At 70.5% G+C, this 26,228-nt stretch carries 25 protein-coding genes; 12 read left to right on the plus strand and 13 right to left on the minus strand.

Going from position 1 to position 26,228, the window contains the following annotated elements; genetic code table 11:
• Positions 1-7 precede the first annotated feature (7 nt).
• Genes J7E25_RS02215 through J7E25_RS02235 form a run of 5 tightly spaced genes read left to right on the plus strand, consistent with a single transcriptional unit; the run spans position 8 to position 5,237 of the window.
• Positions 8-1,591 (plus strand): ABC transporter substrate-binding protein, encoded by a 1,584-nt coding sequence (locus J7E25_RS02215; RefSeq protein ID WP_214867500.1) that lies wholly within the window; start codon positions 8-10, stop codon positions 1,589-1,591.
• Positions 1,575-2,648 (plus strand): ABC transporter permease, encoded by a 1,074-nt coding sequence (locus J7E25_RS02220; RefSeq protein ID WP_251038702.1) that lies wholly within the window; start codon positions 1,575-1,577, stop codon positions 2,646-2,648. Before J7E25_RS02215 ends, J7E25_RS02220 begins: the two co-directional genes overlap by 17 nt.
• Positions 2,645-3,541 carry an ABC transporter permease gene (locus tag J7E25_RS02225; protein WP_214867503.1) on the plus strand — a complete coding sequence of 299 codons (897 nt, stop codon included), beginning with the start codon at positions 2,645-2,647 and terminating at the stop codon, positions 3,539-3,541. The genes J7E25_RS02220 and J7E25_RS02225 overlap by 4 nt, the downstream gene beginning before the upstream one ends.
• Positions 3,538-4,464: an ABC transporter ATP-binding protein gene (locus J7E25_RS02230; RefSeq protein WP_308164314.1), complete on the plus strand. Its 927-nt coding sequence runs from the start codon at positions 3,538-3,540 to the stop codon at positions 4,462-4,464. Before J7E25_RS02225 ends, J7E25_RS02230 begins: the two co-directional genes overlap by 4 nt.
• Positions 4,461-5,237 (plus strand): ABC transporter ATP-binding protein, encoded by a 777-nt coding sequence (locus J7E25_RS02235; protein ID WP_214867505.1) that lies wholly within the window; start codon positions 4,461-4,463, stop codon positions 5,235-5,237. The genes J7E25_RS02230 and J7E25_RS02235 overlap by 4 nt, the downstream gene beginning before the upstream one ends.
• A 37-nt stretch (positions 5,238-5,274) precedes the next feature.
• On the opposite strand, the gene J7E25_RS02240 is transcribed toward J7E25_RS02235, so the two are convergent.
• From J7E25_RS02240 to J7E25_RS18245, 3 genes are read right to left on the minus strand one after another with little or no spacing between them, the layout of a single operon-like run.
• Complete coding sequence (locus J7E25_RS02240) at positions 5,275-5,682, minus strand: NUDIX domain-containing protein (protein ID WP_214867508.1); 408 nt, start codon at positions 5,680-5,682, stop codon at positions 5,275-5,277.
• Positions 5,683-5,709: 27 nt separating this feature from the next.
• Complete coding sequence (locus J7E25_RS02245) at positions 5,710-8,271, minus strand: bifunctional lysylphosphatidylglycerol flippase/synthetase MprF (RefSeq protein ID WP_214867510.1); 2,562 nt, start codon at positions 8,269-8,271, stop codon at positions 5,710-5,712.
• Positions 8,272-8,280: 9 nt separating this feature from the next.
• On the minus strand, positions 8,281-9,585 hold the full coding sequence (locus tag J7E25_RS18245) for an alpha/beta hydrolase-fold protein (protein WP_214867512.1): 1,305 nt from the start codon (positions 9,583-9,585) through the stop codon (positions 8,281-8,283).
• Between the two features lie 178 nt (positions 9,586-9,763).
• Here J7E25_RS18245 and J7E25_RS02255 point away from each other — a divergent pair, with 178 nt between their 5' ends.
• The 4 genes from J7E25_RS02255 to J7E25_RS02270 all read left to right on the plus strand — a co-directional run bounded on the left by J7E25_RS02255 (position 9,764) and on the right by J7E25_RS02270 (position 13,315).
• On the plus strand, positions 9,764-11,149 hold the full coding sequence (locus J7E25_RS02255; RefSeq protein WP_214867514.1) for a glycine--tRNA ligase: 1,386 nt from the start codon (positions 9,764-9,766) through the stop codon (positions 11,147-11,149).
• Positions 11,150-11,325: 176 nt separating this feature from the next.
• On the plus strand, positions 11,326-11,817 hold the full coding sequence (locus J7E25_RS02260) for a thioredoxin (RefSeq protein WP_214867516.1): 492 nt from the start codon (positions 11,326-11,328) through the stop codon (positions 11,815-11,817).
• Positions 11,814-12,554 (plus strand): cytochrome c biogenesis protein CcdA, encoded by a 741-nt coding sequence (locus tag J7E25_RS02265; RefSeq protein ID WP_214867518.1) that lies wholly within the window; start codon positions 11,814-11,816, stop codon positions 12,552-12,554. Before J7E25_RS02260 ends, J7E25_RS02265 begins: the two co-directional genes overlap by 4 nt.
• A gap of 173 nt (positions 12,555-12,727) precedes the next feature.
• Positions 12,728-13,315, plus strand: a complete 588-nt coding sequence (locus J7E25_RS02270) for a VOC family protein (protein WP_214867520.1) — start codon at positions 12,728-12,730, stop codon at positions 13,313-13,315.
• Positions 13,316-13,401: 86 nt separating this feature from the next.
• Here J7E25_RS02270 and J7E25_RS02275 read toward each other — a convergent pair whose 3' ends face one another.
• The 4 genes from J7E25_RS02275 to J7E25_RS02290 all read right to left on the minus strand — a co-directional run bounded on the left by J7E25_RS02275 (position 13,402) and on the right by J7E25_RS02290 (position 17,209).
• Entirely contained in the window at positions 13,402-14,091 is a 690-nt protein-coding gene (locus tag J7E25_RS02275; protein WP_214867522.1) for a GNAT family N-acetyltransferase, read from the minus strand.
• A 65-nt stretch (positions 14,092-14,156) separates the two neighbouring features.
• Positions 14,157-15,488, minus strand: a complete 1,332-nt coding sequence (locus J7E25_RS02280) for a glutamyl-tRNA reductase (protein ID WP_214867524.1) — start codon at positions 15,486-15,488, stop codon at positions 14,157-14,159.
• A gap of 76 nt (positions 15,489-15,564) precedes the next feature.
• The gene (locus J7E25_RS02285; RefSeq protein ID WP_214867526.1) at positions 15,565-16,284 is read right to left on the minus strand and encodes a hypothetical protein; all 720 of its coding nucleotides are present in this window, start codon (positions 16,282-16,284) and stop codon (positions 15,565-15,567) included.
• 382 nt (positions 16,285-16,666) lie between these two features.
• Complete coding sequence (locus J7E25_RS02290; protein ID WP_214867528.1) at positions 16,667-17,209, minus strand: GNAT family N-acetyltransferase; 543 nt, start codon at positions 17,207-17,209, stop codon at positions 16,667-16,669.
• 242 nt (positions 17,210-17,451) lie between these two features.
• Between J7E25_RS02290 and J7E25_RS02295 the strand changes: the two genes are divergently transcribed.
• Both J7E25_RS02295 and J7E25_RS02300 read left to right on the plus strand, forming a co-directional pair.
• Entirely contained in the window at positions 17,452-17,673 is a 222-nt protein-coding gene (locus J7E25_RS02295) for a ribbon-helix-helix domain-containing protein (protein ID WP_214867530.1), read from the plus strand.
• Complete coding sequence (locus tag J7E25_RS02300; protein ID WP_214867532.1) at positions 17,670-18,032, plus strand: type II toxin-antitoxin system PemK/MazF family toxin; 363 nt, start codon at positions 17,670-17,672, stop codon at positions 18,030-18,032. Before J7E25_RS02295 ends, J7E25_RS02300 begins: the two co-directional genes overlap by 4 nt.
• Here the strand turns inward: J7E25_RS02300 and J7E25_RS02305 are convergent.
• Complete coding sequence (locus J7E25_RS02305; RefSeq protein ID WP_214867534.1) at positions 18,024-18,356, minus strand: hypothetical protein; 333 nt, start codon at positions 18,354-18,356, stop codon at positions 18,024-18,026. The genes J7E25_RS02300 and J7E25_RS02305 overlap by 9 nt on opposite strands.
• Before the next feature lie 135 nt (positions 18,357-18,491).
• Positions 18,492-19,511 (minus strand): hydroxyacid dehydrogenase, encoded by a 1,020-nt coding sequence (locus tag J7E25_RS02310; RefSeq protein WP_251038703.1) that lies wholly within the window; start codon positions 19,509-19,511, stop codon positions 18,492-18,494.
• Positions 19,512-19,575: 64 nt separating this feature from the next.
• Between J7E25_RS02310 and J7E25_RS02315 the strand changes: the two genes are divergently transcribed.
• Positions 19,576-21,564, plus strand: a complete 1,989-nt coding sequence (locus tag J7E25_RS02315; RefSeq protein ID WP_214867536.1) for a DUF2264 domain-containing protein — start codon at positions 19,576-19,578, stop codon at positions 21,562-21,564.
• Positions 21,565-21,635: 71 nt separating this feature from the next.
• Here J7E25_RS02315 and J7E25_RS02320 read toward each other — a convergent pair whose 3' ends face one another.
• From J7E25_RS02320 to J7E25_RS02335, 4 genes are read right to left on the minus strand one after another with little or no spacing between them, the layout of a single operon-like run.
• Entirely contained in the window at positions 21,636-22,946 is a 1,311-nt protein-coding gene (locus J7E25_RS02320) for a BNR-4 repeat-containing protein (protein WP_214867538.1), read from the minus strand.
• Positions 22,947-22,979: 33 nt separating this feature from the next.
• Complete coding sequence (locus tag J7E25_RS02325; protein ID WP_214867540.1) at positions 22,980-24,065, minus strand: hypothetical protein; 1,086 nt, start codon at positions 24,063-24,065, stop codon at positions 22,980-22,982.
• A complete protein-coding gene (locus J7E25_RS02330; RefSeq protein ID WP_214867542.1) occupies positions 24,062-25,315 on the minus strand; it encodes an enolase C-terminal domain-like protein in 1,254 nt (417 codons plus the stop codon). Before J7E25_RS02330 ends, J7E25_RS02325 begins: the two co-directional genes overlap by 4 nt.
• Positions 25,312-26,217: a 5-dehydro-4-deoxyglucarate dehydratase gene (locus tag J7E25_RS02335; protein ID WP_214867544.1), complete on the minus strand. Its 906-nt coding sequence runs from the start codon at positions 26,215-26,217 to the stop codon at positions 25,312-25,314. The genes J7E25_RS02330 and J7E25_RS02335 overlap by 4 nt, the downstream gene beginning before the upstream one ends.
• Between the last annotated feature and the right edge of the window lie 11 nt (positions 26,218-26,228).

The following is a 26,228-nucleotide window of genomic DNA, read 5'->3' on the forward strand; positions in this document are numbered from 1 at the left end:
CACCACCTTGTCACGATCGTTCCGCCGCACAGCCCGGCGCAGCGCGGCAGCACTCGGCTTGGCCCTCGCCGCCTCGCTCGCGTTCAGCGCCTGCTCGCCCGCAGCCTCCCCTGACTCCGCCCCCGGCGAGTCGCTCGTCGTCGATGCCTCGTTCGACCTGAAGACCGCCGACCCCAATCGCGAGTATGAGACGACCGGCTCGATCGTCGCGAAGGCCCTCTATGAGACGCTCCTCACCTTCGACGGCGACGACGTCACGACGCCCGTCGACGGGCTCGCGAGCTATGAGATGAACGCCGACAACACCGTGCTGACGCTCACCATGAACGAGGGCCACACGTTCTCAGACGGTTCGGAGGTGACGGTCGACGACGCGGTGTTCTCGCTGCAGCGCGTGCAGGGCGTCAAGGGCAATCCGTCGTTCCTGCTCGACGGCGTGACGATCGAAAAGACGTCGGACACCACGCTCACGCTGACCTCCGCGACGCCGAACCCGGCGCTGCCCTTCATTCTCCCGAACCCGGCGCTCGGCGTGGTCAACCAGGAGGTCGTCGAGGAGAACGGCGGCACCACCACGGCCGACGACGCGGCCGAGGAGTTCCTCAACACCGAGTCGGCGGGCTCCGGTCCCTACATCCTCGAGTCCTTCGACGCTGCATCCCAAGTGGTGTTCACGGCGAACCCCGAGTACACCGGCACGAAGCCCGCGTACGAGCGCGTGGTGCTCCGCAACGTGCAGGGCCCGACGCAGAAGCTCAACGTCGAGGCCGGCGACTCGCAGGTGGCGCTCGACCTCAATCCCGACCAGGTCTCCGAGCTCGACTCCTCCAAGGTCTCGATCATCGCGAACCCCTCGCGGTACATGATCTTCCTGTTCCTGAACCAAGACCCCGCGGTCAGCCAGATCACGAGCAACCCGAAGTTCCTCGAGGCGTTCAAGCTCGGCATCGACTACGACAAGATCGTCGATCTCGCCGGCGAGGGCTCGATTCGTCCGGGCGGCTTCATCCCGTCGATCTTCAACGGCGCCCTCGACGCGGCCGACGGCAACCAGTTCGACGCCGACGCGGCAGAGGCCGCGCTCGCCGAGTCCGGGTACGCCGGCGAGGAGGTCACGCTGAACTTCCCCAACGACATCACCGTGCAGGGGCTCTCGCTCCAGAGCGTCGCGGAGTCGATCCAGGCGCAACTGAAAGACGTGGGCATCACCATCACGCTCGCCCCCGCACCGGTCGCCACCGAACTCGACGCCTACCGCGACGGCAAGGAGACGGTCGGGCTCTGGTACTGGGGCCCCGACTTCCCCGACCCGTCGAACTACCTGGCCTTCACCCCCGGCGAGCTCGTGGGCCTGCGGGCCGGCTGGGCTGCAGGCGCCGACCCCGCGGTGACTGATCTGGCGGCCGCTGCCGTGGCCGCGACCGACGCCGACGCCCGTGCTGGCGCCTACGAGGAGCTGCAGAAGGCGCAGAACGCGAGCGGACCGTTCATCCCGCTGCTGCAGCCGGCGCAGAACGTGGTGACCGCGACGAGCATCACCTCGGTGCCCCTCAACCCCACCTGGACTGTCGATCTTGCCGGTATCGAGTAACACGGCACCAGAGAAGCAGGGCGCGCGAGCGGGCATCCACCCGCTCGCGCGCTATCTCGGCGTCCGGGCAGCCCTGACGATCCTCCTGCTATTCGGGGTGACGCTCGTCACCTTCACCCTCACGAACCTCGTGCCGGCCGACCCGGTGCAGGCGGCGCTCGGCGAACAGGCCGCCGCGAACCCCGAGATCGTGGCGCAGTTCCGGGAGAACGCCGGTCTCGACCAGCCGCTCCCCGTGCAATACGTGACCTACCTCGGCAACGTGCTCCAGGGCGACTTGGGGGTGTCGCAGCAGACGCGGGCACCGGTCTCGAATGACCTCGGCAAGGCGTTCCCGGCGACGGCGGAGCTCGCGCTCACCGCGATCCTGATCTCCATCGTCCTCGGGGTCGGGCTGGGAATGTGGGCGGCGCTGCGGCGACGCACGATCACCGATCAGGTCATCCGGGTCGTGAGTCTCGTGGGCATCTCGGTGCCGTCGTTCTGGCTGGCACTCGTCGTCTACTTCGTGTTCTTCTCGCAGCTGCGCTGGTTCCCGGGCTCCGGTCGCCTCTCGCCCGCGGCGATCCCGCCGCCGAAGGTGACCGGCATGTACACCGTCGACTCCCTGCTCGCCGGCCAGTGGGTCACGTTCGCCGACGCGGTCGCGCACCTGATCCTGCCGGCGGCCGTGCTCGCGCTCTACACGATCGGCCTCCTGACGCGCTTCGCAAGGTCGGCCATCCTCGAGGTGCTCGATCTCGACTACGTGCGTGCCGCCCGCGCCAAGGGCCTGCCCGGCCGGGTGGTCGTCAGCCGGTACGTGCTGCGCGGCGCCCTCGTGCCGATCATCACGGTGCTCGGCGTCGCGTTCGGCTCGCTGCTCTCTGGCACGGTGCTCGTCGAGAAGGTCTACTCCTGGCACGGGCTGGGCGAGTACGCTTACTCGGCCGCCACCAAGCTCGACCTGCCGGCCATCATGGGGGTGGGCCTCGTCGTCGGATGTGTCTACATCGGCTTGAACTTCCTGGTCGACGTGCTCTACGGCTTCATCGACCCGAGGGTGAGGGTGGCATGACCGAGCGTGGCACGACCGACGTCCTCGCCGTGCAGACGCGGCGGAAGGGCCGCTTGCGCATCTCGAAGCAGCTCCGCACGCCGCTCGCCATCACCGGCGGGGCGATCGTGGTGTTCTGGCTGCTCGTCGCGGTGTTCGCGCCGTGGCTCAGCCCGTACGATCCGCTCGCCCAATATTTCCAGCGGCTGCAGGCGCCAAGCGCCGAGCACTGGTTCGGCACCGACCAGGTCGGTCGCGACGTGCTCTCGCGCGTCATCAGCGGTGCCCAGGTGTCGATCCCGCTCGCCGTCATGCTCGTGGTCTTCGCGATGCTCATCGGCTCCCTACTGGGTGCGATCGCCGGCTACTTCGGCAAGGCGATCGACGAGACGATCATGCGCATCGCCGACCTCGTGTTCGCCTTCCCCACGATCATCCTCGCGATGGTGATCGCGGCCGCCCTCGGCCCGAGCCTCACCAACGCCGTCATCGCGATGCTCATCGTGTCGTGGCCGGCGTACGCCCGCGTGACCCGGTCGCTCGTGCTCGGTGCGCGCAACGCCGAGTACGTGATCGCGGGCCGCCTGCTCGGCAACGGCCCGTTCACCTCGCTCGGCAAGGACATCCTGCCGAACGTGCTCTCGCCCGTTGTCGTGCTCGCGACGCTCGACGTCGGAACGGCGATCCTCCTGCTCTCCGGGCTGTCGTTCCTCGGCCTCGGCGCGGTGCCGCCCACGCCCGACTGGGGTTCGATGGTCGCCGACGGCGTGCAGAACTTCTCGTCGTGGTGGATCGCGGTGTTCCCCGGCCTCGCCATCCTCACGGTGGTGCTCGCCTTCAACTTCCTGGGCGACGCGCTCCGCGACGCCCTCGATCCGCGGTCGCAAGAGGCCGTGCAGGGGAGGGCGCTGTGAGCGAGAGCACGGTGAACACCACGAACCGAGCCGGTATGACCGAACGGGATGCCGCGCAGGGCGGCGTCGTCATCTCGGGCCTCACGCTGGGCTTCGGCCGCGGCGAGGCGCGCAAGGAGATCCTGCGGGGCATCGACCTCGACGTGCCCGCCGGGCGGATCACGGGTCTCGCGGGCGAGTCGGGCTCGGGCAAGACCATGACGGGCCTGGCGGTGTGCGGACTGCTCCCGGCCGGCGCCGACCTCGGCGGCAGCATCCGCTTCGAGGGCACCGAGCTCATCGGCCTCAAGCAGCGCAGCATGAACCGCTTCCGCGGCGCGAAGATCGCCATGATCTTCCAGGACCCCACGGCGAGCCTGCACCCGATGCTCACGATCGAGGCGCAGCTCGTCGACCACTACCGCCATCACACCGGTGCGTCGAAGCGCGCCGCGCGCGAACGCGCGCTCGAGATGCTCGGTCTCGTCGCCGTGCCGCACCCCGAGGCGGCGCTGCGGAAGTACCCGCACCAGTTCTCGGGTGGCCAGTTGCAGCGCATCGCGATCGCGTCGGCACTCATGTGCGAGCCGTCGGTGCTGATCGCCGACGAACCGACCACGGCGCTCGACGTCACCGTGCAGGCGGGCATCCTCCGGCTCCTGCGCAAGCTGTGCGATGAGCTCGGCATCGCGATCGTCCTCGTGACGCACGACCTCGGGGTGATGTCGGCGCTCGCCGACACGATCGCGGTGATGCGCATGGGCGAGATCGTCGAGCACGGTGATCGGCACCAGGTGATCACCGCCCCGAGGCATCCGTACACGAAGGCACTCATCGACGCGCTGCCCGAGTCGGGGGCGCGCTCGGGCGACGGGGGCCCGGGCGACGCGGGCGACCCGGGTGAACGCAGCGACCGCACGTCCGGAAGCGAGACCGCATCATGACCCTCTTGAAGCTCGACGACCTCGAGGTTTCGTACAAGCTGCCCGGTCGCGGCTCGCTCAAGGCGGTCGACGGCGTGAGCTTCGACCTCGAGCCACGCCAGGTGCTCGGGCTCGTCGGCGAGTCCGGATGCGGCAAGTCGACCCTCGCCCGGGCGGTGTGCGGCCTCGAGCCGGCATCGGGTGGCTCGATCTCGTTCAACGGCCGGCCGGTCGGCAAGCTCGGCCTGCGCAGGCGCGACCCCGCGTTGATGCGGATCCAGATGGTGTTCCAGAATCCGTACGCGTCGCTCAACCCGCGGCGCACCATCGGCAGCCAGATCGAAGACGGCCTGCGGGTGAATCCCGACCGCGACGCCTGGAACGTGCCCGACCTGCTCGAGCACGTCGAACTCGACCCGGCCAGCCGCTCGAGGTTCCCGCACCAGTTCTCAGGCGGTCAGCGCCAGCGGGTCGCCATCGCCCGCGCCATCGCAGCCGGCCCCGAGCTGCTCATCGGCGACGAGCCGATCGCGTCGCTCGACGCGTCGCTGCAAGCCCGCATCGCGATCCTCATGCGCAACCTCGCCGTCGAGACGGGCGCGGCCCTGCTGTTCATCAGCCACGACCTCTCGGTCGTGCGGGTGATCGCCGACGACGTCGCCGTGATGAGCGCCGGCCGCATCGTCGAGCACGGGCCGGTCGACCGGGTCTGGTCGGCACCCGAGCATGCGTACACCCAGCGCCTGCTGGCGGCCATCCCCGTCGTCGACGGTCTGGGCGTGCTCCCGGGCTGATCCGACGCCGCGTGCGCTCGGCGCCGGGTGGGCCGATTCAGTCGATGACGCCCGATGCCGCGAGCCGGGCGAGCACCTCGGCGCCCGCGGGCGGGCAGCGGTGCGCGTCGGCCGTGGTCACCCAGTGCACGCTGCCGACCTCGGCCGAGGCGGCGGGCGCGGCATCCGTCTCGGCCCGGAAGACCCGCATGCGCACGAGCCGGCCATCGGGCTCGCCGTGCGCCTGCACGACGACCTCGAAGAGCTCGTCGAGTGCGGCGGGGTCGAGGTCGAGCGCGACCTCCTCGCGGGCTTCGCGCGCCGCGGCATCCGCTGCGCTCTCGCCGGCGTCGATCTTGCCGCCGGGCATGTAGTAGACGTCGCGGTCGCGTGCGGTGACCATGAGCACGCGGCGATCGCGCACGAGGGCGATCGCGGCGACGAGGAGGTCGGGCAGGTGCGGCATCCGTTCCACCCTATGTGCCCCCGGCGGCTACTTGGTGAGCGTGCGCACGAGTGCGACGGCCTCTTTCGGCGACACCTCGGGGAGGTAGGCGCGGCCGATCGCCACGCCGATCGCCGGCAGTGCGAGCGGGTCGGGGTAGGCCATCGAGATGGTGTGGTACTCCGGGTTGAACTTGGCCTTGAAGCGGAAGAGCGAGGTGAAGCCGTAGGCGGGCTCGAGGGTCTTGGCGAGCCAGTCGAGCAAGCGGGTCATCACCGTCGCGGGCGGCGGCTCCTCGCCGAGTGCGAGGGGCTTCGTCGCGAGCGGAGCGCCGGAGAGGCTCAGGAACTCGGCGCCCTCCTCTTTCATATGCAGCGCCGCCGACGCGATGAGGAACTCCATCACGCCGTTCATCGAGCCGTCGGCTCTGCGCATGAAGTCGATCGTCCAGCCGACCGGAACGCCGTCGCGGAACGTCGGCAGCCAGCTCGTCACGGCCTGCAGGCGCCCGTTCGGGCCGACCGCGAGCATGAGCCGCACCTCTGGATCCTTCAGCTCCTCCATGCCGCCGAGCGTGAAGCCCATCTCGGGCAGCTCCTTCTCGGCGACCCACTCCTCGGAGATCGCGTTGATCTCGGCGACCGTCGCGAGCGGGAGCTCGGCCCACGTCGTCCACACCGTCGTGAGCCCCTCCTTGATGCCGCGGTTGAGCGCTTGCCGCACCTTCTGCCAGGGCTTGCCCGTGAGTTCGAGGCCCGTCGTCGTGACGACGGTCTCCTCGCCGACCGACATGTGCTGCCAGCCGAGCGCCTCGAACACCGGCAGGTAGCGATCGTGCACGCTGTAGAACACCGGCACCCAGCTGTTTCGGTCGCAGAAGGCCGCGAACTCGCGGATCGCCTGCGCATCGCGCTCCGCAAGGCAGATCGGGTCGGACATCGTGATCGCGATGCCGTTCACCACGCGGTAGGCCACGGCGGCCTGCTCGTCGTCGCTGAACCAATAGGAGTTGCCCGGCCAGGTCGCCATGAAGCCGAGCGAACCGCCGCCACCGCGCTGCAGGTTCGCCAGCACGCGGGCGCGGTCGCGCGCATGCGAGCGATCGGCGGTCGCCGACAGGAACGGCACGGCCGCGATCACGAAAATCGCCCAGAACAGCGGCCCGACGAGCTGGTAGAGCACGAATGTGAAGTCGTGCACGGGCACGACGATCGGGTCGAACGCGGCCACGAAATGCACCGGCACGAATCGCTTGACGGTGTCGACGAGCACGTCGGGCGGCGAGGCATCCGGAACGAACTCCTCGATCGTCACGAGCGCGGTGATGAAGTACGCCCCCGCGAGCACCACGAACGAACCGACCACCACGCTCGTGAAGCGGGCGACGGCGCGACGCGGCGCGCGGATGGCGAACTGCCGCCGGAACACGAGCAGCAGCAGGGCCATGCCGAGCGGCAACAGCACCGCGGCCACCGTCCAGACGATGAGCTCGCCGATGTCGAAGCCCGTCCACTCCTCGCCGTCGGCGATCGTCGCCGCGAGATCGAACGAGAACCAGGCGAGCAGGGCGAGCGCGAGGTTCACCGCGACAGCGAGCATGAGCGCGAACCGGCGGCCGTTGCGCAGCCCCCATGCCGCGAGCAACAGGAGCACGAGCGGCAGGAAGGAGAGCACGATGACGCCCGGCCCCTGCGCGCTCAGCAGCGCGAGTTGCCGGTCGCAGAATGCCGAGGCCGCGCTCGCGCACTCGGTGAGCACGGTGTCGGCGTCGGGCACCTCCGCGCCGAAGAGCGTCGCCGAGAACGCGAACGGCGTGAGCTCCTCGCCATTGATGAGCGACACGATCGGACCGATCGCCGTGATCGCCACCGCGGTCGCGATGAGGGTGCGCGTCTCCCGGTGCGAGCTGCGGCGAGGCGCGAGCGTCGACGGACTGCGGGCGAGCACCGCGCCGAGCGCGAGTCCCGCGATGCCCGCGATCAGCCGGTAGACGTTCGAGGAGTCGCCGTCGTAGAGCACGAACACGAGCACGAAGGCGAAGGTGACGATACGGATGCGTCGGCGCCACAGCGCCGTCATGAACGCCGTGGCGGTGATGAGCGCGCCGACGATGCCCGTCAGCGGATCGAGCGTGAGGTCGATCGAGGTGCCGGTCGCCCACCACTCCCCGGCGAGGCTGCCCAGCCACTGCAGCGACACGCCGAGGGTCACGCCGATGACGCCCGTGACGACGAACGCGAGGATCGACCGCGCGGTGCCGAGGCGCAGCTCGGCGATGCCGAGCAGGGTCGCCGCGAGCACCACGCCGGCCGCGAGCTGGAACGGGTCGGCGGGGATGGCGAGCGCCGTGAGCACGCTCCACCCGTGGCCGAGCTCGATCGTGGTTCCGACTCCGGCCGCCCAGGTCGTCTCGACGTCCGCACTCGCGGCGCCGAAGATCGAACCGGTGATCAGCGCCGTCGCGATGAGGAGCACGGCGAGGGCGAAGCTGAACGGGACGCGCCGCGCGAACCCCGCGACGGCCGAGGCGGTCGAGCGGAGCCGGCCGGCGGGCTCGACGTCGGTCTCGGCAGTGGCCGATGCGCCGGCCGCTCGGTCGGTGTCGCTCATACTGCGCTCCTAAGGTGCCGGTGCTGCGAGTCCGAGCCGTGGGGAGAGCACCTTGAAGCCCTTCTCGAGGGCGCCGTTCAGCGCGCTCACCCCGTGGTCGGCATCGGGCACGGCGTAGAAGGTGGTGTTCATGCCGGCCAGCGCCGCGGCATCCGACAATCGCTGCGTTCCCGGGCCGAACCCGGAGTCGTCGGCGCCGACCGTGAAGATCGCCGTCGTGTCGGGATACGGCGCCCTGGCGGCCATCATGTTGGCGGGCTTCACGGCGTCGTAGGCGGCCTGGTCGCCCCCGAAGATCGTGCTGAGCACTTCTTCGGATTGCTCGGCGCCCGGGAACTCGACGGGCGACACCGCGAGCAGGTTGCCGAAGGTGTCGAAGTACTTCGTGCCGAAGTACGCCGCGCACTCGCCGCCGTTGGAGTAGCCCGCGACCGTCCAGAACTGGCGCCCGCGCAGCACGTTCAGCTCCTGCAACGCCCACGGCACGACGTCGCTCATCACGTAGGTCTCGACGTTGCCGCGCTCCGAGTCGAGGCACAGCGGGTCATCGGCCGGGTCGCCCAGCTGGTCGATGACGAGGGCGATCGGCGCGAGGCCGTCGTGCTGCGCCGCGTACTCGTCGAGGACCGCGCCGATGTAGCTCGCGTCGGGGTCGCCCGGCTGGCCCATCATCATGATCACGAGGGGCAGTCGCGGGGCGTCGTCGACGAGCGCTGCCGGCGGCAGGTAGAGCTGTGCCGGCCGGGCCGGGAACCCCGAGTTCGCGTTCGGGATCCCTCCTTCGACGGCTCCGATCGAGCCGGTCTCCGGCATGCCGGCCGGCGGCTGCCACGTGAGGTAGAGGGGGTCGACCGGGTCGGTCTCGCTCAGGTCGGGTGCTTCAGGGTCGATCGTGCCGACGGTGGAGATGTGCAGCATCGATCCGAGCGTGGCGTTCAGCCCGTAGGCCGCATTGATGCCGAACACGGCCGTGAGCGCGAAGATCGGAATCGCGAGCAGGGCTATGAGCTTGCGCCACCACCGTGTGAACCACAGGTTCCAGATCGCGACGAAGATGCCCGCGAACACCGCCGGAACCCACAACCACGCCGCTTCGGTCACGGGTCCGCCGAACCACTTGAGCACGTACACTGCCGCCCAGAGCACGCCCGCGCCGACCATCCCGCCGACGATGATCAGCACGATCGCGGTGAGAACCCAGTGTCCGGATGCCTCGCGGCCGAGCAGGTAGATCGCGACGAGCGCGCCGAGCGCATACACGGCCCAGAGGAACGGACCATCGATCACGTTCACGTCGAGCAGGAAATCCCACACAGTGCGCCCCCTCGCCCCAGGAGTGACGATGACGCCAGCGTAGTGGTCGCACCGGCGCCGGGCCATGAAGCGGATGCCCCGAGTCGGGGGGACACGGCAGCGCCCGCGCCCGCCCATAAGATGGTGTCCGTACGTTTCCGGGCCTTCGCCCGATTCCCCCAGGACCATTGGAGCCACCGTGGCCGCAGCCAGCCGTCTCGATTCCGTCATCACCCTCGCCCAGCACCGGGGCTTCGTCTTCCAAGCCGGCGAGATCTACGGCGGATCCCGCTCGGCGTGGGACTACGGGCCCCTCGGCGTGGAGCTGAAGGAGAACATCAAGCGGCAGTGGTGGCGCTACATGGTGCAGAGCCGTGACGACATCGTCGGCCTCGACTCGAGCGTCATCCTGCCGCGGCAGGTGTGGGAGGCATCCGGTCACGTCGAGGTCTTCAGCGACCCGCTCGTCGAGTGCCTGCACTGCCACAAGCGCTACCGCGAAGACCACCTCCTCGAGGAGTTCGAGGAGAAGAAGGGTCGCGAGCCCGTCGGCGGCCTCGCCGAGATCGCGTGCGCGAACTGCGGCACGCGCGGCCAGTGGACCGAGCCGCGCGAGTTCTCGGGCCTCTTGAAGACGTTCCTCGGCCCGGTCGAAGACGAAGCCGGCATGAACTACCTCCGCCCTGAGACCGCGCAGGGCATCTTCGTGAACTTCGCGAACGTGCTGCAGACGGCGCGTATGAAGCCGCCGTTCGGCATCGGCCAGATCGGCAAATCGTTCCGCAACGAGATCACGCCCGGCAACTTCATCTTCCGCACGCGCGAGTTCGAGCAGATGGAGATGGAGTACTTCGTCGAACCCGGCACCGACGAGGAGTGGTTCGACTACTGGATCCAGCACTGCTGGGACTGGTTCACGGGCCTCGGCCTCAAGCCCGACAACATCCGCTACTTCGAACACCCGAAAGACAAGCTGTCGCACTACTCGAAGCGCACGATCGACATCGAGTACCGCTTCGGGTTCACGGGCGGCGAGTGGGGCGAGCTCATGGGCGTCGCGAACCGCACCGACTTCGATCTCTCGACCCACTCGAAGCACTCGGGCAAAGACCTCTCCTACTTCGACCAGTCGAAGAACGAGCGCTGGACCCCCTACGTCATCGAGCCCGCGTTCGGCCTCACCCGAGCGCTCATGGCCTTCCTGATCGACGCCTACGACGTCGAAGAGGTGCCGAACGCGAAGGGCGGCGTCGACACCCGCACGGTGCTCCGCCTCGACCCGCGCCTCGCGCCCGTGAAGGCCGCCGTGCTCCCGCTCTCGCGGAACGAACGACTCTCGCCGCTTGCTCGCGAGGTCGCGGCATCCCTTCGCCAGAACTGGAACGTCGACTTCGACGACGCGGGCGCCATCGGGCGCCGCTACCGTCGCCAAGACGAGATCGGCACGCCGTTCTGCATCACCGTCGACTTCGACTCGCTCGATGACAACGCGGTGACGGTGCGCGACCGCGACAGCATGCAGCAGGAGCGGGTGCCGCTCGCCGAGCTGCAGGGCTACCTGGCGTCGCGACTGCTCGGCGCGTAGCGCTCATTCCATCGGCGCACGGCGCCCGGCGCCCGGGTCTCGTCGACGCGCCGTCGTCGCCGCCGCCCCCACCCCGTCAGCATTCCGTAAGGTCTTCGCCGCGTCTCTGCATGCCGCCTTGGTTAGCGTGAGAGCAGGCAGAGTCTCAGTGACTCGCGAACCGAGGTGGGGAACTGATGCAGCAGGCACGAACGACCGGTGCGATGATCGCGATCGCGCTCGCCGCATTCACGCTCGCGGGGTGCGCCGGCGGCACCGAGGCGCCGGCCACCACGGCACCGATGACCGAATCGCCGATGACCGACCACCCGATGACTGACGAGCCCACTGCTGAGCCGACCGAGGAACCGGCGGCGGATGCTCCGGGCGCCTACGTCGACTACACCGACGACGTCATCGCGACGACCCCGGGCCAGAAGGTGCTGTTCTTCCACGCGAGCTGGTGCCCGCAGTGCCGCGCCCTCGACGAGGAGCTGCGTACCCAGGGTGTGCCCGACGGGCTCACCGTCATCAAGGTCGACTACGACAGCATGACCGAGTTGCGGCAGCGCTACGGCGTCACCCTGCAGACGACGGTCGTCTACGTCGACGACGCGGGGCAGATGCTCTCGAGCGCCGTGATCTACGACGAGCCGTCGGTCGCCTCGCTCGTCGCCGCGGGCCCGTGACCGCCTCGCTCTTCCTCGCCCTCGCCGCCGGCGTGCTGACGGTCGCCGCCCCGTGCGTGCTGCCGCTCCTGCCCGTGATCATCGGCGGATCGATCGTGCGCGACGGCGACGAACGGCGTGCCCAATGGCGGCCCTTCGTCATCGCGGGCTCGCTCGCGGTGAGCGTCGTGGTCTTCACCCTCCTGCTGAAGGCGACGACCGCGCTGCTCGGCATCCCCCCGCAGGTCTGGCAGGTGATCGCCGGCGGCATCATCATCCTGCTCGGCGTCGACCTGCTCTTCCCCTTCCTGTGGGATCGGCTCTCGAGCGCGCTCCGCCTCCAGTCGCGCAGCGGAGAGCTGCTCGATCGGTCGGTGCGGCGGCAGAGCGTTGCCGGCGACATCCTCACGGGCGCCGCACTCGGGCCCGTGTTCAGCAGCTGCAGCCCCACGTACGCCCTCATCGTCGCGGCAGTGCTGCCCGTCTCGTTCGGCGAAGGGCTCGGCTATGTCGCGGCCTACGCGGTCGGACTTGCCGGGATGCTGCTGCTCATCGCGCTCCTCGGCCGCGCCTTCGTGCGCCGACTCGGCTGGCTCGCGAACCCGAACGGATGGTTCCGGCGCACCATCGGAGCCGTGTTCATCCTCGTCGGCGTCGCGGTCGTCGCGGGCCTCGACAAGCAGTTGCAGACCCTCATCCTCGATCTCGGCTGGTACGAGCCGATCGCGCGACTCGAGGAGTTCCTCGGTTTCAGCTAGGGCGTGTCTGAAAAACGCGGCGCCGGTGCGGCGCGATGCTGGTCAGCGGCGCTAAGCCCCTCCGCGGGGATTTCGGGCCCGCCGGCGCAAGTCGCTCCGTCGGCCGGCGTGCGGTGGCCTGATAGGTTCGCCGCATACCCCGTCGTAAGCAGGCGGCGGAGAGGAGGAGGGCGATGGCCGATCCGGTGGGCGACATCATCGGGGACTATCGGGCGTTCGCCGCGCAGCAGCGCGACCGCATGCTCGCGCGAGGCATCGACATCGCGCCGTACGAGCTGAGCCACCTCGCCGTCCGCGTGCCGGAGTGGGACCAGTATGTCCACCTGCGGACCCTGCTCGAACGCCACGCCATCGCCAATATGGAGAACGTCTGGAACGGGCGGCCGATGTCCATGATCCTCCTCGCTGAGCCGCTCCGCGTCCTCGACGGCCAGGTGATCCCGCTCATCGAGCTCATCCCGCCCGTCCACCAGCGCGTCTACAAGATGGGCATGGAGCACTTCGGCGTGGTCGTCGGCGAGGAGGTCGACGCGTTCTCCCGCCGGCATCGGGCGGCGCTGACCGGCCAGCAGTTCCAGAGCCAGTGGAACGAGCCGTATTACGTCCTGTTCGAGGACTTCACTCACGTGAAGTTCCACCGCCGCTCGCTGCGCGCGGTGATCGAGCTGCAGGGCGGGACGTTCGACGGCATCCACCATGTCGACGGCTGGGTCCCGCAGCGGCTCGTCACGGCGACTGGCCCGAACCCTCTGCCGCGCTGAGCGGAGCGGGCGGTTCGAGTACGTCGAGATCTTCGTCTTCCCACGAGGCCAAAACCCCAGCGCGGTCCGCATTTGTCGGACACGCCCTAGAGGTAGGCCGCCCACTCGCGCCGGAGGATGCCGTAGACCGCCGAGTCCTCCCACTCGCCGTAGTGGTACTCCTCCTCGAGCATCGTTCCCTCGCGGCGCATTCCGAGGCGCTCGCACAGCGCTGCCGACGCGAGGTTGCGTGCGGCGAGCAGGGCATGCACGCGGTGCGCCCTGAGCGACTCGAACGCGAACCGCAGCACCTCGCGCGCGCCCTCGAGCGCGAGTCCGCGGCCCTGAAACGCGGGATGCACGACCCAGCCGATCTCGAGTTGCGCATGCTCCACACTCGACACCCGCAGCATCAGGTCGCCGATCACGCGGTCGCCCTTGGCGCCCTCGCGAGAGATCGAGACCGAGGGCTCACCCACGAGCACCATCGCGAAGATCAGTGCGTCATCGTCGTCGGCGATCGTGCGCCACGCGGCGCGCTTCTCGGTGTGCTGCCGGCCCTCAACCCGGTCGCGCTCCGGCCACGGGATGAACCGCAGCACCTCGGGCAATCGCTGGTACTCGTAGACGTCGTCGGCGTCGCTCGGCAGGAGCGGGCGAAGCACCATGCGCTCCGTGCGCAGCGGCGTCGCGTCGAGGGGGGTCGCGTCGAACGGCACGGCGAGGGCGGGCGGCCCGTCGGCAGCCGCGAGCTTCGCGCGCTCGTCATCCACCGTGGGCTCCGCTGTCTCGTGCACGTCTACAAATCTACTGATTCCACTAGCGGATGCCTCAGCGGAACAATCTCGCCGACGGCCGAAGCTCAGGACGCGTCGGCAGCCCCGGCCGCCGACTGCGGCCGCGACACCTCGGACGCAGCGGCATCCGGCGTCACACCGAAGACCGCGGCGACACCGTCGACCCAGGCGCGCTGCTCGCCGGCGCGTGCGTGCTCGCGCGAGCGCACCATCGGGGTGTGCAACAGCACGCCGGCCAGGTGGCGAAGCGCTGCCTCGGTACGGCCGTCTTCGTCGCCACGGGCGCGAGCGCGCTCGATCTCGTCTTCGAGGATGCCGAACACGTGCTTGCGCAGGGCGACGACCGCCGGGGCGACGTCGAGCTCTTCGCGTGACTCGCCGAAGGTGCGGGCGGCGCGGCCGACGATCTCGCGGGCGGCATCCGTGGCTCCGAGCTCTTCGAGCGGCGCATGGATGCGAATGGTCTCGAGGTCGAGCAGGTCGACGCCGGGCACCTCGGCGACGTCTGGGGCGACATTGCGGGGCAGGCCGAGATCGACCACGAGCTGCCGGGCACCGGGCTTGGCGGCATCGGAAGCGGATGCCGCGAGCACCTCGCGACCCTCGATGAGCACCGCCTTGTCGACCACGTGGTGCTCGACCGTGGTGCACGTGACAATGATGTCGGCGCTCGCCGCGGCGACCGCGTAGTCGCCCTTGGTCACGGCGTCGATCGCGTGGCTCGCCGCGAACTTGCCGGCGCGGCCCGAGGGGGAGTAGACGCGCACGTCGGTCGCGCCGCGCTCGCGCAGCGCCGCAAGCGAGGCGCCGGCGTAGCGGCCCGTGCCGACGAGCAGTACCCGGGTCTCGGCCCAGTCGGGCACGCGGCTCTCGGCGAGGTCGAGGGCGAGGCGCACGAGCGAGCGGCCTGCGCCGCCGATGCCGGTCTCGTTCTTCACGCGGCGCGAGGTCTGCGAGGCGCGCTGGAAGAGGCGCTCGAGATCAGGGGTCGTCGTGCCTTCGGCGCGAGCGCGTTCGAGCGAACGGCGCACCTGGCCGGCGATCTCGCCCTCGCCGATGACGACGGATTCGAGTCCGGCTGCCACGGCGAACAGGTGGCCGGCCACGGCGTTGCCGTGGACGAAGCCGAAGGTCGTGCGCAGCTCTTCAGGCTCGAGGCCTGCAGCGGTGCCCACCGCGCGAATCGCCTCGTGCACGAGCGGAACCGGCGACGAGCCTTCAGGCGCGTCGAGATCGAGGTAGGCCTCGAAGCGATTGCACGTGGCCACTACGACGGCGCCCTGAACCGCGTCGTCGACCGCGAGGATGCGCGGCGCGGCGTGTTCCGCGTTCGCCGAAAGACGCTCGAGCGTATCGAACCCGGCGTTCTTGTGACTCGCGGTGAGGCAGATGAGCACGATGAGATTCTACCCGCCGTCGAATCCGTTTTTGCCGTGGGGCGTCATCCGCTGAACCGAGCGGATGTCGCGGAGCTCAGCGCATCGCGAGCTGCGACCTCGACCGGCCCAGCGCAGTAGGTGCCGTCTGCGGGCTCAGCTCGAGCCCCTCGGCCTTCAGCGCGTCGCGGTGCTTGGCCTTCCAGCTGCGCACGACCGCGTAGAACGGAGCCTCGCTGAGCGCGAACGAACCGGGCCGTTCGTTGCCGAGCATGATCGGCAACTCGACGCTCGTGCCGCGCCGGCGCACGCGCATCACGAGCACGGGCACCACTGAGGTGCCAACCACGATCGTGTCGCTGCGGATGTTGCGCACCTCGCGCCACGGGAACTGGATCGCGCGCCGCGGCCGGCGCCCGCCGTTCCAGAATGAGATGCCGGAGGGGTCGACGACGATCGAGTAGCGTCGCGCGAGGCGCACTTCGCGCGACCCTTCGGGCAGAAGCTCGTTCAGGCTGCGTACGAGCATCCGGCTCCGGATGCCGCAGCTCACCTCGCCCCGCATCGTGTCTTCGAGCGCGGCTCGTCGCGAGCGGGCCCGGGCCAGATCGCTGAGGTGCATGAACAGCCAGACGAACGCGCCGATCGCCACGATCGCGACGAAGCCGACCGCGGCACGAGCGCCGGGCACCGGTGGCAGCAAGGTCATCAGCCGATCGAGGAACGATGAACCAGCGATGATGCCGCCGACGAGGAGCGCCGCGGCGGCCGCGACGAGCGCGGTCAGGCCGCGACGGTGCGGTGCGGCGACGTTCATCGCTCGGCCGCCCGTCGCCTGGGCACAGGTGCACCAGCCGGCGAGGTCAGGTGTGATTCAACGGGTAACGGGCACAGCATGATATTGGGCATGTCTTCTCCGTGGGGGGCGGAGGCGCGTCATCGGGAACTCGGCGCGTCGTCATGTTTGGGTGAACACGACGGAACCGACTGTAGCGCGGGAGCGCTCTCAGCGACAGTACTTTCTGGGGCGGTTGACCCACATCGCGCGACCTGCATCCGCTGGGATGCAGGATGGCGGACCAGCGCCTCGACAGGATCAGAAGGTGACGGGCTCTCATCGACCGGGGCAACACAGTTGGATCGGATTGCCCGCAGGGCGTCCCTGGACGTCACACCTAGTGCCGCGCACGTTTTGTGAGTCAGAGCGCCCGTGAAAACGCCACGCGGTGCTCGCCCGGGCCGTCGTAGTCGTGCCAAGCCCGCACACCGTCGAAGTCGGCGTCGCCGGATGCCTCGAATCCGAGCGCCGCATGGAACGCCTGGGAGCGACGGTTCGGCACCCCCGTGATCGCGTCGACGCGGTGGCATCCGGCCGCTCGTGCCTCGGCGAAGAACGTCTCGTAGAGCGTGCGTGCGAGCCCCGCCTGGCGGAGGTCGGGGCGGACGCCGACGAAGTGGACGTAGGCGACGCCGGGCTGTGCCTGCGAGTGGAACCCGATGAGGAAAGCGGCGAGGCCGTCAGCGTCCTCGGCGAGGAAGCTCGTGTCGCTGAAGTGCTGGAAGAACAGGGGTGGCAGGAGCAGGTGGATCGAGGTGCCGGGCATGCCCCACCAGTCGGGGATCGCGGCGACGACCGCGGGCTGGTCGGCGACCCGAGGGCGACGCACCATGAAACCGCGCGGGAGGGCGGCGTCGGCCGGGAGCTCGATCGGCGGCTGCAGCATCCGTGGTTCGAGGACCATGGTCGATTGTCGCAGGCGAACGGCTACGCCACATCCCGCAGCATGTTGGAAGGAGCGTGCGCACCCGCTGGGTGCCGTTCGGTCGCGAGTCAGTGCCGAGCCAGACCCTGCCGAGCACGCAGGGTCCGGGGCTGAACCCGGTCGCTGCGGGTATCCCGGGCACGGGTCGGACCGAACAAACGGGGTCAGCCCGGGGGTCAACGGCGCGGAAAGCGACGGTACGACCAGAGTAGTATCGGAGTATGACCAAGCTCAGCGTCAGTCTTCCCGACGACGATCTCCGCTTCCTCGACGCGCTCGCAGAGTCCTTCGACGGTAATCGCTCAGCCGCAGTGCACGAGGTCATCCGCACGGCGCGCGAGGTTCACGCGGCCAGGGAGTACGCCGTCGCGTTCGCAGACTGGTCGAGTTCCGATACGGATGTGGAGTGGGAGGCCACGACGGCAGACGGCATCGACTCGTGAGGCGCGGTGACGTCGTATTGGTCGACCTCGATCCGGCGCTGGCGGGTGAGGCTGCGAAGCTCAGGCCCGCAGTGGTTGTGAGCAACGAGGGCGCCAACCTCGCCGTCGAGCGGCTCGGCCGAGGGACGATCACGGTCGTTCCGGTGACGTCCAACGTGTCGCGGGTCTTCGACGCATTCCAGGTGCCGATCTTCGGCGATGACGATCTGACTGCCGCCGGCCTTCGAGTACCGTCCAAGGCGCAGGCCGAGCAGGTGCGTTCGATCTCGGCAGCCCGCGTGCGGCGCGTCGTCGGTCGTCTTCCCGCGCCGCTTCTCGCGTCGGTCGACGCGGCGCTGCGGTTCCACCTTTCACTCTGAGCCGCTGGCTTCAGGGCGACTCCCGCAGAACGGGCGCTGAAGCAACCAACCCAGCCGGCCGCGGCCGACGGTATTCGGGTGGGGCGGACGCAGGTCACTCTGATTGCGCCTCACGATGAGGAATCCCTTTACGCGCAGCGTCTCTGCCATCGTCGGAACGGTGAGTGAGCGCCCCGACGGCAGCGTGACCCGTTGGGTCTCGAGTGGGCGCGTTCGGATCAGCTGTCGGATGCCGGTCTCGATGCCGCCGAGCTCGCCGAGGATGATCTTGCCCGGCGTGAGCCGGTTCGTGACGAACCCTCCCTCGCTCTCGAGCGGAAGCACCCGATGATACCCACACCGGCCCCGTGATCGCCCAGACGGCAATGACCAGGGCGACGAGCAGCCCGCCCGCGGGTTCGATCATCTGCACATCACGCCTGCGATCCTCGCAGCCGCCGCGTCGCGAGCCGCGCGGGCTCACGCGGAGGTTGTGAGCACGGCCAGGGTGAGGCGGTGCGCGAGTGCCTCGCCGCGCCGGAAGCGGTCGAGCTCGGCGAGCGTCTCGTCCGTCATCCGGTGCACCTCGCTGCCGAGCGAGCCCGCGATGTGCGGCGTGAGGAACACGTTCGGCATCGCCCGCAGCGGCGAGTCGGCGGGCAGCGGCTCGGGCTCTGTCACGTCGAGCACTGCAGACAGTCGCCCGCTCGCGCAGGCGGATTCGAGCGCTGCGTGGTCCACGAGGGCGCCGCGCGCAGTGTTGACGAGCGTTGCACCGTCCGGCAGCGCCGCGAGCTCCGCGGCGCCGATCATGCCGCGCGTGCTGTCGAGCGCCGGCGCGTGCAGCGAGAGCACGCTCACCTGTGGCAGGATGCGCTCGAGCGGGAGCAACTCGGCACCCGCCGTTGCGACCGCGTCGGCGTCGACGTAGGGGTCGTGCACCAGGATCCTCGCCGTCGGCAGCACGACGCGAAGCAGCTCGACGACGCGGCGCCCGATGCGCGAAAAGCCGACGATCCCGATCGTCCGCTCATAGTTCGACAGGTCGAAGCGCTCGCCGAGCTCGCGCCGCCCATCGAGCTGGGCGCCGCCATCGCGACCGAGGCGGAACGCTTGCTTGCCGGCGAACACGATCGCCGCGAGCGCGAACTCCGCGACGGGCACGGCGTTCGCGTCGACGTTGCTCGTCACCTCGACGCCGCGCGACCACAGCGCCTCGGTGACGATGCCTCGAACGCTTCCCGCCCCGTGCAACAGCGCGCGCAGACCGGGCAGCCGCGCCATCGCCGCCTCGTCGAGCTCCGGGGCGCCCCAGGAGCTCACGATGACCTCGACCTCGGCGAGCGCCGCGTCGTCGAGCCCCTCGAGCAAGGTGCGTGGCGAGGGCGCCACGAGCCGGATCCGGCGCTCCAGCTCGGCATGCCTGGCGGCATCGAAGTGCATACGGTGGGCGAGGTCGTTCATGAGCAGCAGGCCCGCGGGCCGGTCGTCCGTTGTCATTGTCGTGTCCTCCGTTGCTGACGTCGCTTGCGGTTCGCGCCGGATCCCGGCGAAGCTGTCGGGGATGCTTCCCAACCATCCGGCGCTCTCGGAGCCCGCTGACCCCCGCTCGCCGCTGACCGGGCTCGGCCGCGCCCACTGGGCGGAACTCGCCGACCACATGCTGCGCTCGGTGCGCCCCTATGCCTCGCCCGGCGGCGCGCTCATCCAGCTGCCGGGCCCCCCGAGCCACAGCGGCAGGCACTCCGACGGTCTTGAGGGCTTCGCCCGCACGATGTTGCTCGCGGCCTTCCGGCTTCGCGGCGAACGCGGCGACGGCGGGCTCGCGCAACGGCTTGCCGACGGCATCCGCGCCGGCGTCGATCCGAGTGCGCCGGACGCCTGGCCGCTGCCGGACGCCGTACCGCAGGCGCGGGTGGAGGCGGCGTCGATTGCGCTCTCCCTCTGGCTCACCGAGCCGTGGCTCTGGGACGAGCTCGACGACCGCACGCGCGAGCGCGTGCTGGCGTGGCTTGCACGCTCCGCGGCATCGTTTCACCACGCGAACAACTGGGTGTGGTTCCGCATCGTCGTCTCGACCTTCCTGCGGCGGCACGGCGGCAGCGCCTCCGGGGAGCAGCTCGAGGCCGATCTCGCATTCCACGAGACACTCGTACGCGCGGACGGCTGGATGAGCGACGGCGAGGAGCGCGCCTACGACCACTACAACTGCTGGGCGCTGCACTTCTACCCGCTGCTGTGGGCGCGTATGGCTGGCGAGGCCTGCGAGCACGGGCGACGCAGGCGCTACGCCGAGCGCCTCGCCGACGCACTGCCGCGGCTGCTCGCCCTCATCGGCGCGGACGGCACGCCCCTGCTGCAGGGCAGGAGCCTCATCTACCGCTTCGCCCCCGCGGCACCGCTGTGGCTCGCGGCCACGCTCGACGAGGAGGAGCTCGACCCGGCCCGCCGCGCGTCGCTGCCCGATCCAGGCATGCTGCGCAGGGCGGCCTCCGGCATGCTCGGCTCCTTCCTGCGCCGCGGCGCGCCGGACGAGCGGGGGCTCCTCACCCAGGGACTCGGGCAGTCGTGGCCCGCGATGTCGCAGAGCTACTCCGGCCCGGGCTCGCCGTATTGGGCCGTCAAGGGCATGGCCGGGCTCATGCTGCCCGCCGACCATCCGGTCTGGACGGCCCGCGAAGCCGAGCTGCTGGTCGAGCGGGGCCCGCAGCGCGACGTCATCGAGGCCGCGGGCTGGGAGCTCGTCTCGGCGCCCGCCGACGGCATCGTGCGCGTCACGAACCACGGCACAGACCACGCCCTCCCGGGTGAGCAGCGATCTGACTCCCCCTGGTACGCGAGACTCGCGTACTCCACCGCCACCGTGCCGCCGGTCAGCGCTGCGTCGTGGGATCGCCCGCTCGACAACGCCGTCGTGCTCGTCGACGGCGTGGGCCGCGGCTCGCACCGCACCGGCTTCGAGCGCCTCCCCACGCAGGGCCGTGCGCGCCTGAGTCGCGCGCGGGCGCACTGGATGCTCGACCGGGACGACGATTACGACGCCGGACACCCACGGCGCGGCACCGCACTGCTCGGCCCGTGGGTGACGGTCGCCTCGATCGTGCACGGCGTGGACGAACTGCGCCTCATCTGCGTCGACGAGGCTTCCGATGGCGTGCCGCTCGCACGGCTGGGACTCGAGTGCAGCGGCTGGCCGATCGACGATGCCGCAGAGCCCTCGGCGCGCGCCACGGCGCACGGCATCGAGGCAGTGACGGCGGCGGGGCTGCGCAGCGGGCTGCAGCTCGTCGCCGGACCCCTCGAGCCGGGGCTGCGGCGACTGCGCGACGTGAGCCCGCTCGGGCCGCGCACGGCCGTTCCGCTCGCGCGGGCGGTCCCGGGCTCGCTCGCCGACGGCGCGGTCATCGGCGTGCTCGTGTCGCTGCGGGGCGACCGCGAGCGGGCGGCGCGGCCGACGCTCACCGTCGGCGATCGCGACAGCGTCTCGGTCGCCTGGCCGGACGACACCGTCGTCGACACCGTGGTGTTCGAGGTGCCCGCACACCGCTTCTGATCCGCAGCATCCGGCCCGGGGAGCCTGGATGGCCGGCACCATCGCGTCGTCCGCTGCGCGGCGCAGCAGGGTCAACGGTGCACGACGGCGACAGGCCAGCTGCCGCTGTAGTCGCTCGTGCGGCTCGCGACGTTGATCGTGGCGATCACGGCGGTGATGGAGTCACGGTGCTCGATGAAGTTCGTGGTGTAGCTATCGTCGGCCCCGCTGGTGCCATACGGCACGGCCGTCGACCACAGGTTCGTCACCGTGGCGCCGCTCACGACGTCGGCCCTGAGCGTCGTGGTGCCGGTCATGCTGAGCACTTCGATCTGCCCCTCGTCGGCGGTCATGTCACGGAAGCGAGAGCTTCCGCTCTGCACCGTCGTCCAGTTCCATCCGCCGCTCCCCTGGCGGCCGACGAGCACCTGCCCGACCCCGTCGAGCGTCACGCCGACGCCGACGACGAGCTCGTCCGTCGCCGGATCGAGCGCGATCGAGGCGAGCTGTACCGGGTGTGCGACCGCGGCAGAGGTGGGCGCCGCCAGCACGAGCGTGGCCGCGAGGTCACCGGCGTCGACGGTCGTGCCGAGCGAGGCACCTGGGAGGGTCTCCATGCGAGATTGGGACGGGTCGTAGCAGGCGGCGTAGAGGTTGCGGCTCGCGGCGTTGTGCGCGGTGCCGCCCGCGAGCGTCCAGGTGAGGCAGACCCTGCCGTCGACGGCGTCGGCGCTCTTCACGTAGACCTCGTCGAAGCCCTCCTCGGTCTTGCCCGTGTCGATGATGTTCGAGGGGCCGCTCCAGGTCGTGCCGTTGTCGCTCGAGCGGATCATCTTGTACGTCCGGTACGGCAAGCTCTGGTCATCGTTGCGGTTGTAGGAGAGGTACACAGTGCCGTCGAGCACGACCGGCTCGGGGTAGGCGACAAGGTCCGTGGAGACCGTGCTGCTCGTCCAGGTGCCCTGGGCGGAGTGCGGCGTCGGTGCGACGTGCTGCACGAGATCGCTCGTGTGGTGCGAGCCGTAGACGACGAGGCGGCCGTCGGGCAACTGGTCGAGCACGGCATAGTCGTGGTACGCCCAGGTGCCGGTGTTGCCCCAGGCGGCGACCTTGATCGGGTCCTCCCAGCTCTCGCTCGGGTGGTCGTACCCGCGGATCCAGATGTCCATCGCCGAGGCGTTCCAGACGATGTATGTGGTGTCGGAGACGGCGTCGTACAGCCCGCCGCCCTGGGTGCGCCGCGCCTGGTAGCTGGCGTCGTCGGCGACGACCTCGGTCGTGACGCTCGCCGCGGCATCCGCCTGCTCGGGTGTCGCGAACGCGGCGGCGGGGGTGAGGAGGGTGATCGCGGTCGCGGTCGCGATCGCGAGCGCCATGCGGCGTCTGCCGGCGGGACGTGTCATGTTGGTTCCTCTCGGTGATGCGGTGGATGGGGGTCAGGGTCTCCAGGCGCGGAGAACCTCGTCGTCAGCGAGTCCAAGGTGGTAGAGATGCAGTTCGTCGGCGCCCAGGCGTTCTGCCTCGGCGCGCGTGCTGCGGTGGATGCCGGACTCGGGGAGCACCGACACGTATGCGCCGGTGCGGACGCCACTTCGGCGCGTGACGATCCCGAGCTCCTCGGCCGCGGCGGCCGGCGGCCCCCAGGCGGGGACGATCGCCGTGTCCACCGCGCCCTCGGGCAGTGCGAGCAGCGGCAGTGCGGGCGAGAAGGCGTCGGGCGCCGCCGTGACGAACGCCGCGATCCGCTCGATGCCCGCATCGCGCGCCGTCGCGGCGAGCTCGGCGACGAGCACGCGCAGCGTTGCGAGCCGTTCGAGCACGAGGGAGGCCGCTGCGGCGACCGCGTCGGGCGTCCCGGGATCCACGCGCCCGGTGAGGACGTCGTCGACGACGCTGCGTAGCCGCTCGCCCGCGTCGCCTCTGCGCGTGCGGCAGTCATCGCAGAAGCACCAGGAAGCGAAGCGCCGCACGGTCGCGCTCCGCCGCAGGGAGGCGGTCTTGTCGTGGCCGACGGGATGATCAGCACCGAGCGAGGCGATGGCCTCGAGCACGATGCCGTCGCTGCCCGCGTCGGCCGCGGCGAGCACGGCGGCGCGGGCGTGCTCGCGCATGCCGGTGCCCGCGTGGCAGACGGTGTGGTGAAGCGTCGTGCCGCTCGCGTCGACCGCGAAGTGCTCGCGGCCGGTCGAGCCGTCGAGGTGGGTGAGCACAAGCCAGGCGTCGACGGCGATGCCGCGGGAGCGGGCGAGCTCGCTCGTGCGGCCGAAGGCATCGCCGGACGCCCAGCCGCTCGGCGGCAGCGGCCGGATCGCCGCGTCCCGCCAGCGCGAAGTGCCGAGGTAGCTCGCGGCGTGCCACGCGTCCACGACGCGCGGCACGCCGTCGGCGAAGCTCGCCGCGCGGACGGCGTGGTAGAGCCCTGCGACGGCGAGACGGTGGGGCGCGAGCTCGTCGAGCACGCGGGCGAGGCGGTCACCCGCATCCCACGGGTAGGCGTACCCGACGAGCTCGGCGGGGCTCACGACCCGACCACCCAGCCGGAGCGCCGGGCCGTCCAGCGGCCGAGGCCGCCGCTGAAGCCCGGTACGAGCCGCCGCGCGTACGCCCCGTCGTTGCGCTCCCGGATGTCCGAGGCGAGATAGCGCTCATGCGCGATGGCGTGGAGCTCGTGGTCGAGCTCCACGCCGAGTCCCTGAGCGCCGGGCACCGCGACGGTGCCGCCCTCGATCGGGATCGGGCCACCGACGATGATGTCGTGCTCGCGGTTCCAGGGGTAGTGGGTGTCATTCGTGCGGACGTCGCCCGTCACGGCCGCAGCGAGGTGGATCATCGCGGCGAAGGAGATGCCGAGGTGCGAGTTCGAGTGCATCGACAGGCCGATGCCCGCCGCCTCGCAGAGCGACGCGAGGGTGACGGCGCGGCGAAGCCCGCCAACGACGTGGTGGTCGAGCAGCACAATGTCGGCCGCGCGCTCGGCGATCACCGGCAGGTGGGCGTCGAAGTCCTCGGCGAGCATATTCGTGGCGAGCGGCACCGCGACCCGCTCACGCAGCTCGCGCATCGCCGCGAGGCCGAGGCAGGGGTCTTCGAGGTACTCCGCGACCCCGTCCAGCTGCTGCGCGGCCTCGACGGACGCGTCGAGGCTCCAGCGGCAGTTCGGGTCGATCCGCACGGGCGAGTCCGGGAACGCGTGCCGCAGCGCGCGGACGCCCTCGAGCTCCTCGGCGATGGGGCGCACGCCGCCCTTGAGCTTCCAGGAGCGGAACCCGTCGCTCGCCTCGAAGCGCCGCGCGAGCCCGACCAGCTGCTCGGGCGTCGCGACCTCGCCCCAGGCGTCGGGCCGCTCCTCGTCCAGGTGCCCCGCCCACTTGTAGAAGAGGTAACCGGAGAACTCGACGCGTTCGCGCACCGCCCCGCCGAGCAGCTCGACGAGCGGCACGCCGAGGAGCCGCGCGAAGGCGTCGAGCATCGCGACCTCGAACGGGGCGAAGGCGCGGTCGCCCCGCGCCCGCCCCAGGATCGCGGCGACGCGGGCGCCGGCCTCGGCGGTCGCATGCACGGGCAGCTCGAGCAGCGCATCCGCGATCTCGCCCATCTCGGCGAGGAGCCGCGCGCTGCCGTGCGCCTCGCCGAGGCCGACGACGCCGCTCGACGTCTCCAGCTCGACGATCGCGCGCAGCGCGAGCGGCTCGTGCGCGCCCGCCGAGTTGAGCAGCGGCGGATCCGGGAACGCGATGGGCGTCACCGTGATCCGGCGGATGCGCTCGGTCACGGGACGGCGACCAGCCCGCGCTCGACCTGCAACAGTTCTTCGAGCGCGTCGAGCACGCCCTGCTCGGGGCGGCCGAGCGGCGCGCGGGGCGAGCCCACGGCGAGCCCGCGCAGCTCCACGCCGGCCTTGACCAGCGAGATTGCGTAGTCCGGCCGCACCGAGCGCAGCTGTGCGAGCGGCAGGAAGAACGCGTCGAGCAGGCGCTGCTGCTCGGCGACGTCGTGCTCGGTGAAGGCGCGGTGGAAGGCCAGTGCGACGTCGGGGGCGAAGGCGAACACGGCCGAAGAGTAGCGTTCGACGCCCACCGCCCGGTACGCGGGCATCGTCACCTCGGCCGTCGGCAGGCCGTTGACGAAGAGGAAGTCCTCGCGGACGGCGCGGATCGCGCGCACCTGGCCCTGCACGAGCTCGATCTTCCCCGAGCCGTCCTTCAGGCCGATGACCTGCGGCAGCTGCGCGATGCGGGTCGCCGCGTCAACCGAGAGGATCATGCCGGCGCGCTGGTAGACGATGATCGGCAGCGGGCTGGCCGCTGCGACGCGCTCGACGTACCCGACGTAGCCGGTGTCGCCGCTCGCTGCGCCGCTCGGCGGGAAGAGCAAAGCCCCGTCCGCGCCGAGCTCGGCGGCGCGGCGGATGCGCTCGCACGCCGGTCCGACGCCCACGCCCGCACCGGTGAAGACGGGCAGCCGGCCCGCCGACTCGGCGACGGCGACCGCGAGCAGCTCGTCGATCTCCGTGCCGTCGAGCGCGGCGAACTCGCCCGTGCCGCACGCGGCGAAGACCGCGCCCGCGCCGCGCTCCACGCCGCCCCGCACGTGCTCACCGAAGACCTCGAGGTCGACGGCGCCGTCGGCGCGGAACGGGGTGACGGGGAAGAAGAGGAGTCCTTCGAGGTTCATCGAACGTCTTT

This window comes from Agromyces sp. ISL-38, from assembly GCF_018613935.1.
Taxonomy (GTDB): Bacteria; Actinomycetota; Actinomycetes; order Actinomycetales; family Microbacteriaceae; genus Agromyces.